Below are 15,120 nucleotides of genomic sequence, written 5' to 3'. Positions count from 1 at the left end.
TTTTACGTTGAAACACTCGGTTTTTGTAGTCGGGAAAACCGTATTTCTGACGACTCCCCGGAATCCATTAAGAGCCTTAAAATATTCTTCTTCAGAAATATTTTTATTCAAAAAATCTTTAAAAAAAACAGCGTGAGACCACATCCACTGATTCAGCGTTCGATAAGGATCTTTTTCATCGTTAGCAGGTTTTAATAAACGTGAACCATACCCTGTAAAGGTATGAAAGATAAATCCTTGCTTTCTTAATAACAGCTCTATTTCCGAAAACAGGGGTTGGTTTTCATACTGCTGAATAAACTCGACTTCGATTTCAACAGCTACTGCGGTAGAAAAAGTTTCTTTACCATAATTAATAGCATGGATATCAGATCCTTGTATATCTGATTTTATAAAGTCAGGCTGAAAGGGTAGCTTGATATCATCTAATTTTTCTGTCTCTACTAAGGTTTTGTCTTTTACTTTTAGCCATTCTGATAAATGTTGAAAATTTGATAAAAGTCTTTGGTTGGGTTTTAAAAGAGAGGAGCAAGACTCGAATTCACAGATATTCAATTCTCTGGTGCTACCGTCTCCAATCACAGCGCTGATTAGATTATCAAATCCTGATTTTTTAAGAGAAATACTTAACTCTTCCTCATTATAAAAGTCGATTCCTATTGATTTATAGTGACTCAGTTTATGATAGTTTTGTGAGTTTGATAGGTAAGCTTTTGAACCTATATCAAGAATTTTTATTGGTTCAAAATTATCCAAAAAATTACTTAACTTCACTGTAGCCCCCCTTTGTTACCTGTACTAAATCAATCTCTATACAATTTAATCCCCACCTAAAATCCGGTGGGGTGAGGTTATAGGCTTAATTATCAACTGTTTTCAGGCAAGGAGTGCTCTTTCTTGTGAGAGAAAAGACTTTCTTTGGATCTATTTTTTTTTCTGTTGTTTTCATTATTATATCCTTTTTTAAATTACCAAAAATAGCTAGTACTCTGTAATGGCATGATTAATAAAACCATAGGTAAGGTTGAATAAAAATAAGTAGTAATACGTATTTTTGCGTTGCCACTTGAAAGAGGTTAGATATGAGGTGATTAACGTGAGTGCGACGAGTGAGACGATAAAAAACGATCAAACCGGGTTTATGTGTGCAGTTGAAGCCAACGGACGGTGTTCATTGAAAAAGGCCAGAGACAGTGGATATCCACCGTCAAGGCTTTCTTCACATCCATGATCAGCACGGGAATACGGCAAAGATCACTTGCTACCAAAATTTTCTGCCGCCATCAATGCGTAAGTCCTCGTGAGTAAGCACTGACATTTACTTTGTTTTCCACCCAATAAAAAAAAGGTTTATCCGTTATATTTGCCATGATATTTTCAGAATTCTTGATGTTTCTTATATACGGGGCTCCGCCGCGTATGTACCATTGAAACGAAGCGACGATTTTGCCTGTATCATTGTTGATAAGGTTAAAATCCTGGGAGCTGTGCTTAAATGCACACAAGTTCTTGAGTGAAGCCGCATAATGTATGACAACATGACAAACCCTGAAATGCTTGAAATCATGAGTGACAGTGCATGAATCCGGATTATAAACGCCGTACATGCAGTACCCGTGGCCACTGGGTTTAAGTGTATAGCCACTTTTCGAGTAATGTGGGTTACTTGGAGGTATCAGATTAGCGATATCAAGGTTTTCATCCAAGCTATAAGCGTTAGTCATGATGAATAAGGTCAAGAGCCCAGTAATAAAAACAACCGGTTTGATTGTCATCAAACCTCCAGCGCGTAAGACAGATTTAATGCCCATAATATCCTCCTGTTGTTTAACGTGAGTTCGACGAATGAAATGAGACACATAACCCCCTCACTAATTTGTATGCCAAAACAGGTCGTTAGTAATCAGAGCACTGTGTCTTTGATTAGTTTATTCTATGATCTTGATAGTTTCTGCCTTATTTTTGAACCATAATGGCATAAACGGCTCATATCTAATGACTCTCAGCCTCTATTCCGATCCAAGCTCTCACTTAGGCGCAGTCTAAAAATAACTTCCCAGTTTGCCGTTCGGGCTGAGCCTGTCGAAGCTCGCCGCCACCACCGTTTGACTCTTCGGCTCAGGGTGAACGAAAATCGGGAATTTATTTTTAGACTGCTCCTGAGCACCATCGGGTCGTTAAAGGCATAAACTTGATAACGCTCTTTTGCACTGATACTTCCGGGCTTAACATGCCAGTAAGCTACAGGGTTTCTGCCGCCATCAACGTATAAGTCCTCGTGAGTGAGCACTGACATTTACTTTGTTTTCCATCCAATAAAAAAAAGGTTTATCCGTTATATTTGCCATAATATTTTCAGGATTCTTGACGTTTTTTATAAGCGGGCTTCCACCGTTTGCTTTGTACCATTGAAACGAAGCGACGATTTTGCCTGTATCATTGTTGATAAGGTTAAAATCCTGGGTGCTTTGCTTAAATGCACACCAATCCTTGAGTGAAGCCGCATAATGTATGACAACATGACAAACCTTGAAATGCTTTAAATCATAAGTAACAGTGCATGAAGCCGGATTATAAACGCCGTACATGCAGTACCCGTGGCCACTGGCTTTAAGTGTATAGCCACTTTTCGAGTAATGTGGGTTATCTGGGGATATCAGATTAGCAATATCAAGGTTTTTATTCAAGCTATAAGCGTTAGTCATGATGAATAAGGTCAAGAGCCCAGTAATAAAAACAACCGGTTTGATTGTCATCAAACCTCCAGCGCGTAAGACAGATTTAATGCCCATAATGTCCTCCTGCTGTTTAACGTGAGTTCGACGAATGAAATGAGACACATAACCCCCTCACTAATTTGTATGCCAAAACAGGTCGTCAGTAATCAGAGCACTGTGTCTTTGATTAGTTTATTCTATGACCTTGATAGTTTCTGCCTTATTTTTGAACCATAATGGCATAAGCGGCTCATATCTAATGACTCTCAGCCTCTATTCCGATCCAAGCTCTCACTTAGGAGCAGTCTAAAAATAACTTTCCGATTTTCGTTCACCCTGAACTCTGAGCTTGCCGAAGAGTCGAATGGTGTAAACCTGCTTCAAAGGTTATACCAAGCGTTATGCTTTGTTGTTAACAGCAAAAACCTGGGTTTTCTTGGCTTCTTCAGAACTGAAGATACAGTGCTCAAACCACTTATGGTGCAATGTTTGGGAAGGAAGGGCGCGTAATGACTGATTGGGGTGTAAAAGACCATTGATCAAGCGAACCATGGGGTCAATATAATTTTTTAAGGCATCAGCCGTTTCGGTTAGTGTATCGAAGTCTTGAATAGTGGGGTGTGTTGTAGAGGCAACTCTCAGTCTTAGTTGTTCCAGACTTTTTTCATCATCAGCTATAGCTTTGTGATAGGTGTTATCAGGCTTTATCGTTTCGTATTTCTCCAAAGCCAGGGAAATTGCCCGTGCTCTGGCGTTTCGCTCTGAGCTGGAAAAACCAGATAAGTCGGCATCGTGACAAAAGCTGGCCGCCGTTCCGGTTTCCAGCTCTTTGAGAACTCTGTGCAGGGCCTGACCGTATGAAAAAGCGTCGTCTGCCGTTTTTGCTGGAACATCTGCGTTCAGGTCTTTCAGCAGTTTGAACGTATCTGGTGCGGAAAAATCTTCACTACCAAAGTGCAATCTGTTTCCTGCAACTGTCGCTTGTCCAAAGTCCAGCTGCATAACACTTTGGGTATTTTTGTCAAACATACAGTTAAATGGTTTAACATCAGAGTGAACAATGCCTTGTTTTTCCAGGTGTGCCAATGCAGACAGTTGTTGTTTTTGCAGATGGGCATAGGCGTTAAAAAACTCGTTGTGAGTAATGGCCCCTGTTTTCAGTTGGTGCATGAGTGTGATAGTCAGGGTTTCAATATTTTGCCCATCAATGTATTCAAAAAGCAATCCTGAGTGGTTATCGACTTCATGAAAACCATAACACTTGACAATGTTTGGGTGATCGCCCACTTTGTTCATTATCTCTGCTTCCCGGCGTAGCAGCTTTTCACCTGTATTTTGATGGGAGGTGTTTTTCGGTCTTTTCAGGGCAAACTTTTCCAAGTTGCCATCACTATCTGTTTGTTCAACCAGATCCACAATAGCGGTGGCACCGTACCCCAATGTTTTAGTGATTGACGCGTTTTTGCCCAGCATAGCGTTATCATTATTATCAAGAAAAACTGAATCTTCTAACTCTTCTGACCCAGTCAGATGTATTTCGGTATCAGAAGTGGGTGAAACGGAGCGACTCGATGACGAGTCACTGAGGCTTCGATAACCCGATTCTTTTCTGGTTGTTGGGGTATATTTTAACGCAGATGGGGCCTTGGTTACTTTTTTATGCTGCCAGTCAGCCTCGTTAGTATCGGTGTTTACCTCCTTTTCAGAAGGCTTGGTGAGAGGGTTTGAGGCATGAGGGTTGATTGGTTTCATCGGTAATCAATTTTAGTTGAGATAATAGAATAACTTATCGACATGGGGGTTAAAAAATATAGGAAGTAGGGTGATAATGTGATTATTTTCAGGGTGTTCTTTGCGCGTTGGAAAAGTCGCTGGTGAATAATGTTGCATAAATGCACCGCAGTGACAAAACCCTGAGCAGGAGGTAGCATTCATAAACTTTGTCAAATACGGAAGTTATTTTGAGACAGAGCCTGAGTCAGGTTTTTAAAATGGGTTTAATACGTCATAAGACGTATTATATTGATTCTACATCACCAAAAATAAATAATAACAATGTTGTCCGGTTAGTTTTATTGCAATGAATTATTGTAGGGATTGGGGGTTATACTCCTCGACCAGGTTTACATTCAGAGGATATGAAACCCGTAACGTCATGCAGCAAAAAGATTAGCGTCAGTTAACCAGGAGCCTGTCGGACTTAAGACAATTTCGGCCTAAATTCCAGAAAGAGCGAGAAAGAGCGAGAAAGAGCGGCCAGAATTTCTGATCAATTTGCTTAAATAGGCCAACTATTATAGGTCAACTATTCGCACAAATTAATCGAAAATTCTGACTCGCCCTACTGAATTTTATGCTCGAAAGCATCAGTCCGACAGGCTCATAGACCGTAGAGATATAATAATGATACTCACTATTTCTCGTTTTCTCTTATCAGTATTCGCTTGTATTGTTTTGATCATCGGCGCTAATAGTCATGGGATAAAACCCTATGGTTATGTTGCCTTCTCTGGTGCCGTCATCAATACGCAGTCCGATTTTCCGGCAGGGGGTGATTCGGTAAAAGCCCTTCAGTCAAGGCTGGATGACTACAGTGTGAGTTATAAAGGTCCATTGACACAGGCGGTGGTTCATATTGAGTGGTCTGGTCAAAAGGGTAGCGTGATGACCAGGCACCTCGTTGAGCGGTTATTGCGACTCGGTGCTGAGCCTCACAGAATACATTCACGCCAAGGCGCGGTGTTGTCCGAGGGTATTCGAATAAGTTATGCGCTGAACGAATGTAAAAGACCGTTTTTTGATCGAATCAAGCCCCTCACCTGCCCCGTGCGGGAAAAAAATGCTTTTCTTTAGGGGTTAGCGTATTTTTAGATGGTAGCGATCTACCCTGTATATATTTTTATAACACACAGGATAGATAATTATTGGTTATTTAAGCAAAGATTGAATCAGTGCGTGCAAGAACCGGGTAGCCTCACCACCTGTTGCGCAACGGTGGTCAAATGTCAGAGACAGTGGTAATAGTCGATGGCTGACAGCTTTTCCATCGACACTAACAATCTGATGACGTAATTTTCCCACACCGATGATACAAACCATTGGTGGCACGATAACCGGTGTCGCATAGCTGCCGGCAAAAACACCAAAGTTGCTAAGGGTAATGGACGCGCCCTGTAAATCAGACGGTGGAATAGAACGATTATTGACCCCTTCGCGCAAGCGGTTGATTTGCTGGCGAAGCTGCTGTGCATTTTGATGTTCCGCTGCTTGTATAACGGGGACAAAGAGTCCGTCTTTACTGTCAATGGCTAAACCAAGGTTGACGCTCTGGTGAACTTCCCGACTCATACTGGCACCATCAAACCAGGCATTGAGGGCAGGTTCTTCCTTGCAGGCAGCAACAATGGCCTGAATGAGTCTAACGGTAATGTCTTCTTTTTCAGACCAGTGATGAATATCAGCATCGTCAAACAAGGTGGCGGGCACAACGCTTGCGTGGGACTCGGCCATTGTCCTTGCCATATGTTTGCGAACACCTTTGAGGGACTCAGGGTTTTTCAGCGGATAGGTCTTGATAGTGCTGTGGCCGTTTTTGTGGGCCGGTGACCCGAGGTTAACACCGTATTTATCAGCCAGTGCCGAGATGCCTTGTGAAGGTGGCGGTGCGTGCTCAGCGGTTGAGTCAGGTGCAGCGCCAATGATAAAGCTATCCTCTTCTTCCGGGTTTTGATTTTCCTGCGTGAGTTTGCCAACGACAGTGCCGGTATCCTCATTATCTGAGTCAAATTCCACCAGGGGAGCGCCTGTCATAATCGTATCACCGGGCTTACCGTGTAAACGGGCAACGGTTCCTGTGACAGGTGAAGGCACGTCAACCACGGCCTTAGCTGTTTCAACAGAAACCATGGCCTGGTCTTCTTTGACCGTGTCGCCTTCTTTAACATGCCATTGAACAATATCAGCTTCTGGAATCCCTTCGCCCAAATCAGGTAAATAAAAAATTGTCATTATGCGTCTCCCGAGAAAGCAAGGGCTTTGATAGCGGCTTTTACAATATCATCTGACCCTGGAATATAGTGACTCTCCATACGGTAGTAAGGCATGGCTGTATCAAAACCGGTGACGCGCTCAACGGGAGCACGAAGATCGTTGAAAGCGTGTTCATTCAGTTGCGCGGCGATTTCAGCGCCCACACCAAAGCTTTTGCAGGCTTCGTGAACAATAACGCAACGACCGGTTTTACGCGCTGAGCTAAGCAAGGTGGCCATATCGAGGGGTTTGATGGTGGCGAGGTCGATGACCTCTGTTGAAATGCCGTTAACTTCTAGCTCCCTGGCTGCCTCCAGTGTTTCTTTGATGGAGGCGCCCCAGCTGACCAGGGTGATATCGCGCCCTTCTTTCAGGGTAAAGCAGGTATCAAGGGGCAATGCCGGTGTTGATTGATCAACGACCTGCCTGACGGCGCGGTAGATGCGTTTAGGTTCAAGGAATATGACCGGGTCGGGTTCTTTGATTGCTGACATCAGCAAACCGTAAGCTCTGACCGGAGAAGACGGAATGACAACCCGTAACCCCGGAATGTGAGCAAGCAGTGCCTCAGTGCTTTCAGAGTGGTGCTCAGGCGCGTGAATGCCTCCCCCAAAAGGCGCGCGTAATACCATCGGGCAGGTTAGCCGTCCCCGTGTCCGGTTGCGCATGCGTGCGGCATGGCAAATCAACTGCTCCATGGCGGGATAGATAAATCCCATAAACTGGATTTCAGCCACCGGTCTTAGCCCCTGTGAGGCCATACCAATAGTGATCCCGGCAATCATGGTTTCTGCCAGAGGCGTATCCATTACTCGCTTTAATCCGTATTTATCCCTTAAGCCTTGAGTGGCACGAAACACCCCGCCGTTGGTCCCAATATCCTCACCGAGCAAGACAACATCGGGGTTCTTTTTCATCGCATGATCAAGGGCCAGATTGACAGCTTCTACCATAGTAATGGGATCAGGCATGTGGCGAACCTCCATTCATTTCAGCCCTGTCCTTTGCCCGGATAATAGCCGCCTGTTTTTGTTGTTCGAGGGAGGGGGGCATATTAGCGTATTGGTAATCGAATAAATCGGCAACCGTCGGAAGGGGCGTTTCGGTATACGTTTTGACGGATTTTTCTACAAGTTTATCGGCGTGAAGTTTAAGGCTTTTTTCTTTGGCCTCATCCCATAAACCCCGGTGAAAAAGGTAGTTTCTCAATCGTTTAATCGGTTCTTTCCGCCAGGCTGCATTGAGCTCTTCGCTGTTGCGGTAACGGCTGGCATCGTCAGCGGTGGTATGGTCTCCCAGGCGGTATGAAATCGCCTCTATAACACTTGCGCCTTTATTACTTCTGGCTCGCTCAATGGCCTCTGTCAGCACTTCATGCAGCGCGATGACATCATTACCATCCACCTGGATAGAGGGAAGACCCGCCGCAATCCCTTTTTGTGCCAGCGTAGGAGCGCCAGATTGAATAGCGCGGGGCACAGAGATGGCCCATTGATTGTTGTTAATCACAAAGACCACAGGCAGTTGCCAGGCACCAGCGAGGTTCAGAGCTTCGAGAAAATCTCCCTTGGAGGTTGCACCGTCACCCAGGGCACATAAAACAACACGGGATTCATGGCGAATCTTAAAGGCGGTTGCCACGCCGGCAGCGTGGCCTGCTTGTGTCGCTATGGGCACGCAGTTAGGAAAGTCCTGCTTCCAGGCGGGATTAGCGCTGCCGCGTTCATCCCCTCCCCAATAAAGATAGACATCACTCACAGGGACGCCACGTCCCATAAGACCGGGGAGATCACGGTAGTAAGGCACCAGGACATCGTCTTTTTCAAGCAGTGCCGAGTAAACCGTACTGATGGCCTCCTGACCCAGACAAGAGGGGTACGTACCCATCTTACCCGTTCGTTGCATAGCGACTGCTTTCAGGTCGCTTTGTCGGGCGATCACCATATGGCGATAATAGTTTTCCAGTATTTTGCCATCCTCAGACCAACCAGGAAGCGGTTGAAGAATTTCGCCCTCTTCATCAAGGTAACGGACCAGGGGAATAGGTAACGAACTTTTGTCAGGCATAAAGACCTCTTTGAACATAATCACTCATTCAACAAATGGGTTATCAGGCACTCGTTTGACTGGAAGAACGATCAAAGAGAATAGCATTAGCCATTTGATCGGCAATAATGTTACTGGGCTGTCCACTTTGTTGCTCTTTTTTGAAGATCTTCAGCAGTGTTTGCTCAATCCTTTGAACGTGTAGGCTTGCTTGTTCCATGCTCCACCTTTGGTGCTCCATAGCAACGAAAATCAAGCCACCGGCATTAATCAGGTAGTCTGGCGCGTAAAGGATGCCACGTTGAAAAAGCAGGTAGCCACACTCAGGTGTTAACAGCTGATTATTGGCTGCGCCCGCAACAGCGTGGCACTGTAGCTCTGATATGCTTTGTTCGGTGAGAATACCGCCAAGTCCGCAGGGGCTGAAAATATCGCAGGAGGCTTTGTGAATAGTGTCAGTACTGACAGCTTCTGCCCCAAACAGGTCAACGCAAGCGTTGACTTTGTTTTCATCAATATCAGCAACAATCAGGCGAGCGCCTCGCTGGTGGAGTAGACCGCACAGCTCATAACCCACGTTACCCAATCCCTGAACGGCAACACACAGGCCTGACAGGGAGCCAGAGAGCTTCGGGAGGGATTTCAGGCAGGCCTCAATGCCAAATAAAACACCCTTGGCAGTGAAGGGGGCCGGGCTTCCAGTAGAAGAGGTACAGGTGACGTGTGGACTTTGTTGGGCAATCACATCCATGTCTTCTATAGTGGCACCACTGTCCATGGCTGTAATGTAGCGGCCACCGAGTTCGTCCACAAACCGGCCAAAAGCAGTAAAAAGTTGTTTCCTTGAGTAAGGTTCTTCGGGCTCCATAATAACGGCTTTACCGCCGCCAAGGCTGAGTCCGGCAAGTGCTGCCTTGTAGCTCATGCCTTTGGCAAGACGAATAGCATCCCTTATCGCGTCTTGTGAGGACGAGTAAGGAATAATACGACAGCCACCGAGGGCAGGGCCGCGTTGTGTGTTATGGATGGCAATAATCGATCGTAGGCCGCTGACCTCATCAAATTTAAAATGAAGGTCGTTAACCTGTGCCTCTATTATTTGACTGAACATATCGGGATCCTCCGAGTGGTTCAGGAATTTAGGCTCACACTGAATTACAAGGTATGTTGTATTGCGTTGTCAAGTGGTTGTTTTTGTGATTTTGTTTTTAAAGCGAAAACTGGTTATCTTGTTGGCTGAGAACAGGCAAGAAATAACAAAGAAAAAACTAAGAGGAAACGGCTATGGAAAGTTGCGTACAGGAAAAGCGCCGGTTTCCCCGTAAACAGCTGGATCAGCCAGCTGAGGTGATCGATAACGATACTGGCATGATCATTGGCATGCTCAAGGATGTATCAAAGGGCGGTTTTCGCCTGTTAACCTCACGGGGAATTCGGCCATCAGATATTCGTAATGTCACATTGGTGCTCCCAGGGCCACAGGCGGCGACTCACAAGGTGTCAGTCACTGCCCAGTGTGTCTGGTGTAAGGGACTGAATGAAAAATCACAGTACGCGGCAGGGTTTGCTTTGTCTGATATTCAGGAGCAAGATGCTGTCGCGCTGAGCTACTTCATTCGCGATTACAATGTTGCTGGCCAATGAGTGGCGTTATTCCGCTATTGGCAGGCTCAACGTCTCTTTGAGTTCATCCATTACGACATAGCTTTTTGAATCCCTGACGCCGGGCAGCTTTAGCAGAATGTCGGACAGAAGCTCCCGGTAAGATGCCATCTCTGATATTCGGGCTTTGACCAGATAGTCAAACTGGCCTGATACAAGGTGGCACTCCAGCACGTTTGGTAGCGCGATGACGGCTCGGCGAAATTCTTCAAAAATATTGTCCGACTTGTTATACAGGCTTATTTCAACAAACACTAATAATCCTGCCTTGAGACAAGAAGGGTTGAGGCGTGCGCTGTAGCCCAGAATGATTCCTTCACGCTCCAGACGCTTTACCCGCTCCATACAGGGGGTTGTGCTTAATCCTACCCTGTCAGCCAGTTCTACATAGGAAATACGACCGTTTTCCTGCAAAACTCTTAATATGCTGAGATCAATTCGATCAAGTTGGCGTACAATTTCTTTTCGACTTCTCATGGTGTTTACAACATTGTGATAGTTGTTAGCGGCTACCGCTGTTCATATTGAAAAGCTGGTGGTGGCCGCCAAGCAATGAGTCTGTTAGGGCTTTTTACTGGCGCTCAAAAATAAGGGACTAAAGTCTTAATGACAAGAGGCGCCTTATTTCCTGTTTTCAAGCAAGAAAGCCTTTAAATAGATTACCTTTGGGGATTCGAGGGTAGGTTACATTTCTTTATTCTTCAAGTCAGAAGGAGAGAAGATATCTGAAATATCCGTTAAAAGGACTGTTTACTACTACTGATCTGGGGCTGTATCGTGATTTATCTCAAGGGGATGTTCAAGGGTGAAAAAAACAGAGACAATGCGACACTCGGCATTTAGTCCATGTTGATATAATTGCATGTTCAGCAAACCCACTAAGATGGTTTCTACCCAGGTGTGTCAAGTCCTGTGCCTTTGGGCAGTAGTAGCAGAACCAGGAGCCTGTGGGACTTAAGACAATTTCGGCCTAAAACCCAGAAAGCGCGAGAAAGCGCGGCCAGAATTTCCGATCAATTTGCTTAAATAGGTCACAACTATTCGCACAAATTGATCGAAAATTCTGACTCGCCCTACTGAATTTTATGCTCGAAAGCATAAGTCCGACAGGCTCCCAGGCCATAAAACGTCAGTAGTCTTTAATAGCTGAGGTTGCATAAATATATCAACAGAGTCTTACAATACCTGTTAATGGAGTACTGCTCATGCCTGCTGTTGCTGGCCTCAATGGGGATAACCCGTCCCCGGTCTCACCCGAAGATGAGGTACTGTTAAAAATTGACCATGTCTCAAAGTATTTTGACAGTGTCGTTGCCGTTGATGATGTCTCCCTGGCCATTAACAAGGGCGAGATTTTTGCTTTACTCGGTGGCTCTGGTTCAGGCAAGTCAACATTGCTGCGCATGTTAGCAGGTTTTGATACACCGAGCTCGGGCAGTATCTATCTCGATGGGAAAGACATTAGCCGACTACCGCCCTACAAGCGGCCCGTTAATATGATGTTTCAGTCTTATGCTTTGTTTCCCCATATGACGGTGGCACAAAATGTAGCATTTGGGCTAAAACAAGATCGGCTACCTGGAGGTGAGATAGAGCAGAGGGTCAAGGATATGCTGAACATGGTGCATATGAACCGTTTCAGTAACCGAAAGCCCCATCAGCTCTCTGGTGGTCAGCGCCAGCGGGTGGCTTTGGCACGTTCTTTGGCGAAACAACCCAGGCTGCTGTTGCTGGATGAGCCAATGGGGGCACTGGATAAAAAGCTTCGATCCAAAATGCAGCTTGAGGTGGTGGATATTATTGAGGAAGTGGGCGTCACTTGTCTTATGGTGACCCACGATCAGGAAGAAGCGATGACCATGGCTGACCGTATTGGCATTATGGATGCCGGGTGGATTGTCCAGGTTGGAACACCTGTGGATATTTATGAAAATCCTAACTCCCGGATGACGGCCAGTTTTATTGGTTCAGTGAATATGTTTGAAGGAGAAATCATTGATGAAGCGGCAGATCATGTGCTGATTCAGTCCGGTGATCTTGCCAAGCCTGTCTATGTTGGACACGGAATCACATCGGCACTGGAAGAGCGAAAGGTGTGGTATGCCCTGCGCCCGGAAAAAACCGTCATGCAGCGGGAGAAACCTGAGGGTGAGCACAACTGGGCAAAAGGGACAGTCCATGACATCGCTTATTTGGGGGCCCACTCGGTGTATCACATTAAGCTTCCCTCGGGGAAAATTGTGCAGTCCAACATGGCCAATACCGAAAGAAGCGCTGATCACCCTACATGGGATGACGAAGTGTATGTGAGCTGGGAGCCGAACAGCGGTGTCGTTCTCAATAGCTGATTGAATTTCAGTACTGACGATTTAAGAGGATATGTCGGAGCATCTGTCAGGTTATGCCGTATTGCGGGTTTGCGGTAAGTTGTCTCTTGGTTATGGCATTTATGGCATTTATGGCATAGGCGCAACGTCTCGGTTGGCTGGCCGTATGGGGGAATACCTCTGGCAGTCTGCCATGTGCCTGCCGAACACATAGCGGCAGAATAAACAGTGAATCTTGTTATAGAGATGCCCGGTTCGGGCTAATATATTAAGGGCTTCCTGGAGCGTCACCGTTTTTTTGAAAGACCATGAGTCCAACGTGATAATATCAAAAAAAACCGCTGGTGTTCCTTCGGTGACGCTTAACCGTGCCAATGATAAGGCATCCCTGATTTGCTGATCTTTTTCACTGAATTTATCCGGTTTCCAAGAGGCTAACGTGTAATCATACGAGCTCGCCTCGGGGGTAATTATTTCAAAAGGGGAGTTCGGGTACGTCATAAATGTGCGCAAAAGTCTGGGGTCACTATCAGATGCAAATAGTATACTTTCATGGGGCGCGTAAAAGCAGAGAAAAGTCCACGGAGGTACCTTGAATCGGGGACTGCTCTTATTCGGTAAAGCCCGCTTGGTCAAAGAGGGCAAGTCATCGCCCTCAATACCACCGTGACAGTAAAGGATTGCGTTTCTTACCTTACTTTGAAAAGGATAAGGATAAGAATACAGCTTTAATTTCCCCTCCAGTAATTTTACCTGAGTGTCGTTTTCATCCATAAGACACGATACTGGTATTGGATTAGACGTCGTTGGTGATTTAGTGATGGTGTGTGTTTTAGGCATACTTGACTCCACTGAAAAATGCTAATAAATCCTAAAAAATTGCCTGTAAGCTAATGTCACTGAATGTCACTGACTTGAGTAACCGTATTACCAAATAGCTTTAATAATTTAATGATTTAATCACAAGAGAGGCAGTTATAAAATTACTGTCGTTTAAGTTTTTCAATCAAATTGTGGATAATTATAGTCAGAAAACTGGAGGTTTTCATGCTGTAGAACCCATGGAGCAGTTCCTGAAAATGATTAATAAGCCTTCTGTCGTTCTCGGTACTGACGATTTGTAACAATTCTAAATGTCTAAATCTCTTGTTGCGTCGGCCACCTGAGGGGAAATCCCGCGTTGAAGCTGGCAGCATAAAGCGCAATTACAAGAGTCGATTGGTATACTACTGAACCGTTAATTGAAAAAATCAGCAGGTCCTGTTGGTATAGCGTCTGACCAGTTATACTCGTGGGTTTTCCCGGGGTTGCGTCCATCATTGTGGTATCGGTGCTATATCTTTGTTGAATGGCCGAACGGGTAGATAAAGCTGGCTGTCTTCCACGCGCCTGTCGAACACGTAGCGGCAGGAAAAATAGTGAATCTTGCTGTAGAGGTGCCCAGTTTTGGCTAATATATCAAGCACTTCCTTGAGAGTGGCGCTCCTTGTAGGAAACATCCATGAAGGGTTGAGGGTAATAAAGTCAAAAAGAACCGCTGGTGGTTTTTCGAAAATACCCCCTAGCCGTGTCATTGCTAAGGCTCTTTTTATCTGATCTTCATTTTTAGCAAATTCATCCGACTTCCAGGGTTGCAACAGGTAATCATACGAGCTGGCCTGGGGCGGAATGATTTCAAAAGGCGTGTTTACATTCGTCATAAATTCGGTGAGAACCCTCGGTTCATCACCAATGGACCATTGTAACAAGCTGTCATGTGGCGCGTAAAAACAGAGAAAAGTCCACGGAGGCACCGTGAACCGGGGACTGCCCCGATTCAGTAAAGTCCTCATAGTCAAAGAGGACAAGGAGTCGCCTTCAATGCCACCGTGACAACAAAGGATTGCGTTTTTTACTTCACTTTGAAAAGGGTAGGGGTAGGTATACAGTTTTAATTTTCCCTCCAACACTTTTACCTGAACATCGTAATCATCCATAAGGCGCGATAATGGTACGGGATGCGGTACCGTTGCTTCTCTGGTAAGAGTCCGTGTTTTAGGCATGTTTAACCACCTCCTCTGCAAAACCCCGGGAAACCTGAAAAACCTCCTGTAAACTAACACCACTAACTTGAGTACCAGTATCACGAAGCAGCTTCAATAAGAGGCACTGTCATAAATACTGTCATTTAAGCTCTTATATCTTTACTCATCTTTCTCATCTTTGCTCATTTTTCTCATCTTTTCTTAATCTTTTTTTAATCCCTCCTCAAACAGATTGTGGATAAATTCAGGTTCTGTTGATATAAGAATCTGGTTAGAAAATTGACGGCTTTCGTGTGGAGAAATCATAGGACAGTA

The 15,120-nt window shown here is 45.1% G+C and carries 14 protein-coding genes; 3 read left to right on the top strand and 11 right to left on the bottom strand.

All coding sequences use genetic code 11. The annotated features are described in order from the left end of the window. From V4C51_RS00395 to V4C51_RS00380, 4 genes are all read right to left on the bottom strand, one after another. Positions 1 to 774: FkbM family methyltransferase (locus tag V4C51_RS00395; protein WP_330924065.1), on the bottom strand; the 774-nt coding region annotated here is incomplete at its 3' end. A 509-nt stretch (positions 775 to 1,283) separates the two neighbouring features. Then, the gene (locus V4C51_RS00390; protein ID WP_330924063.1) at positions 1,284 to 1,811 is read right to left on the bottom strand and encodes a hypothetical protein; all 528 of its coding nucleotides are present in this window, start codon (positions 1,809 to 1,811) and stop codon (positions 1,284 to 1,286) included. Positions 1,812 to 2,261: 450 nt separating this feature from the next. After that, entirely contained in the window at positions 2,262 to 2,792 is a 531-nt protein-coding gene (locus V4C51_RS00385; RefSeq protein ID WP_330924061.1) for a hypothetical protein, read from the bottom strand. Between the two features lie 324 nt (positions 2,793 to 3,116). Then, positions 3,117 to 4,469, bottom strand: a complete 1,353-nt coding sequence (locus V4C51_RS00380) for a protein kinase domain-containing protein (protein WP_330924059.1) — start codon at positions 4,467 to 4,469, stop codon at positions 3,117 to 3,119. A gap of 651 nt (positions 4,470 to 5,120) precedes the next feature. Between V4C51_RS00380 and V4C51_RS00375 the strand changes: the two genes are divergently transcribed. Then, entirely contained in the window at positions 5,121 to 5,570 is a 450-nt protein-coding gene (locus V4C51_RS00375) for a hypothetical protein (protein ID WP_330924057.1), read from the top strand. 75 nt (positions 5,571 to 5,645) lie between these two features. Here the strand turns inward: V4C51_RS00375 and V4C51_RS00370 are convergent, their stop codons facing one another. From V4C51_RS00370 to V4C51_RS00355, 4 genes are read right to left on the bottom strand one after another with little or no spacing between them, the layout of a single operon-like run. After that, the gene (locus V4C51_RS00370) at positions 5,646 to 6,725 is read right to left on the bottom strand and encodes a dihydrolipoamide acetyltransferase family protein (protein WP_330924055.1); all 1,080 of its coding nucleotides are present in this window, start codon (positions 6,723 to 6,725) and stop codon (positions 5,646 to 5,648) included. Next, complete coding sequence (locus tag V4C51_RS00365) at positions 6,725 to 7,717, bottom strand: alpha-ketoacid dehydrogenase subunit beta (protein ID WP_330924053.1); 993 nt, start codon at positions 7,715 to 7,717, stop codon at positions 6,725 to 6,727. The genes V4C51_RS00370 and V4C51_RS00365 overlap by 1 nt, the downstream gene beginning before the upstream one ends. Further along, positions 7,710 to 8,813 (bottom strand): pyruvate dehydrogenase (acetyl-transferring) E1 component subunit alpha, encoded by a 1,104-nt coding sequence (pdhA, locus tag V4C51_RS00360; RefSeq protein ID WP_330924051.1) that lies wholly within the window; start codon positions 8,811 to 8,813, stop codon positions 7,710 to 7,712. The genes V4C51_RS00365 and pdhA overlap by 8 nt, the downstream gene beginning before the upstream one ends. Before the next feature lie 43 nt (positions 8,814 to 8,856). Then, entirely contained in the window at positions 8,857 to 9,903 is a 1,047-nt protein-coding gene (locus tag V4C51_RS00355; RefSeq protein ID WP_330924049.1) for a Leu/Phe/Val dehydrogenase, read from the bottom strand. Between the two features lie 173 nt (positions 9,904 to 10,076). Here V4C51_RS00355 and V4C51_RS00350 point away from each other — a divergent pair, with 173 nt between their 5' ends. Continuing rightward, positions 10,077 to 10,436 carry a PilZ domain-containing protein gene (locus V4C51_RS00350; protein WP_330924047.1) on the top strand — a complete coding sequence of 120 codons (360 nt, stop codon included), beginning with the start codon at positions 10,077 to 10,079 and terminating at the stop codon, positions 10,434 to 10,436. Between the two features lie 6 nt (positions 10,437 to 10,442). Here the strand turns inward: V4C51_RS00350 and V4C51_RS00345 are convergent, their stop codons facing one another. After that, positions 10,443 to 10,931 (bottom strand): winged helix-turn-helix transcriptional regulator, encoded by a 489-nt coding sequence (locus tag V4C51_RS00345; RefSeq protein ID WP_330924044.1) that lies wholly within the window; start codon positions 10,929 to 10,931, stop codon positions 10,443 to 10,445. A gap of 728 nt (positions 10,932 to 11,659) precedes the next feature. Here V4C51_RS00345 and V4C51_RS00340 point away from each other — a divergent pair. Continuing rightward, positions 11,660 to 12,802, top strand: a complete 1,143-nt coding sequence (locus V4C51_RS00340; protein WP_330924042.1) for an ABC transporter ATP-binding protein — start codon at positions 11,660 to 11,662, stop codon at positions 12,800 to 12,802. Between the two features lie 108 nt (positions 12,803 to 12,910). Here the strand turns inward: V4C51_RS00340 and V4C51_RS00335 are convergent, their stop codons facing one another. Then, positions 12,911 to 13,621, bottom strand: coding sequence for a putative adhesin (locus V4C51_RS00335; RefSeq protein WP_330924040.1), 711 nt, complete (start codon positions 13,619 to 13,621; stop codon positions 12,911 to 12,913). A gap of 476 nt (positions 13,622 to 14,097) precedes the next feature. After that, positions 14,098 to 14,823 carry a putative adhesin gene (locus V4C51_RS00330; protein ID WP_330924038.1) on the bottom strand — a complete coding sequence of 242 codons (726 nt, stop codon included), beginning with the start codon at positions 14,821 to 14,823 and terminating at the stop codon, positions 14,098 to 14,100. Positions 14,824 to 15,120 lie beyond the last annotated feature (297 nt).

It is taken from the genome of Candidatus Sororendozoicomonas aggregata, assembly GCF_031528575.1.
GTDB classification, from domain to species: Bacteria; Pseudomonadota; Gammaproteobacteria; order Pseudomonadales; family Endozoicomonadaceae; genus Endonucleibacter; species Endonucleibacter aggregata.
The sequence above is the reverse complement of the archived record's forward strand: the minus strand, read 5'-3'. Positions and strand labels throughout refer to the sequence as shown.

Coding starts and splice junctions, on each gene's coding strand:
- V4C51_RS00355 (WP_330924049.1), bottom strand. CDS start 9,903: ATGTTCAGTCAAATAATAGAGGCACAGGTTAACGACCTTCATTTTAAA.
- V4C51_RS00375 (WP_330924057.1), top strand. CDS start 5,121: ATGATACTCACTATTTCTCGTTTTCTCTTATCAGTATTCGCTTGTATT.
- pdhA (WP_330924051.1), bottom strand. CDS start 8,813: ATGCCTGACAAAAGTTCGTTACCTATTCCCCTGGTCCGTTACCTTGAT.
- V4C51_RS00390 (WP_330924063.1), bottom strand. CDS start 1,811: ATGGGCATTAAATCTGTCTTACGCGCTGGAGGTTTGATGACAATCAAA.
- V4C51_RS00335 (WP_330924040.1), bottom strand. CDS start 13,621: ATGCCTAAAACACACACCATCACTAAATCACCAACGACGTCTAATCCA.
- V4C51_RS00330 (WP_330924038.1), bottom strand. CDS start 14,823: ATGCCTAAAACACGGACTCTTACCAGAGAAGCAACGGTACCGCATCCC.
- V4C51_RS00365 (WP_330924053.1), bottom strand. CDS start 7,717: ATGCCTGATCCCATTACTATGGTAGAAGCTGTCAATCTGGCCCTTGAT.
- V4C51_RS00340 (WP_330924042.1), top strand. CDS start 11,660: ATGCCTGCTGTTGCTGGCCTCAATGGGGATAACCCGTCCCCGGTCTCA.
- V4C51_RS00370 (WP_330924055.1), bottom strand. CDS start 6,725: ATGACAATTTTTTATTTACCTGATTTGGGCGAAGGGATTCCAGAAGCT.
- V4C51_RS00385 (WP_330924061.1), bottom strand. CDS start 2,792: ATGGGCATTAAATCTGTCTTACGCGCTGGAGGTTTGATGACAATCAAA.
- V4C51_RS00350 (WP_330924047.1), top strand. CDS start 10,077: ATGGAAAGTTGCGTACAGGAAAAGCGCCGGTTTCCCCGTAAACAGCTG.
- V4C51_RS00380 (WP_330924059.1), bottom strand. CDS start 4,469: ATGAAACCAATCAACCCTCATGCCTCAAACCCTCTCACCAAGCCTTCT.
- V4C51_RS00345 (WP_330924044.1), bottom strand. CDS start 10,931: ATGAGAAGTCGAAAAGAAATTGTACGCCAACTTGATCGAATTGATCTC.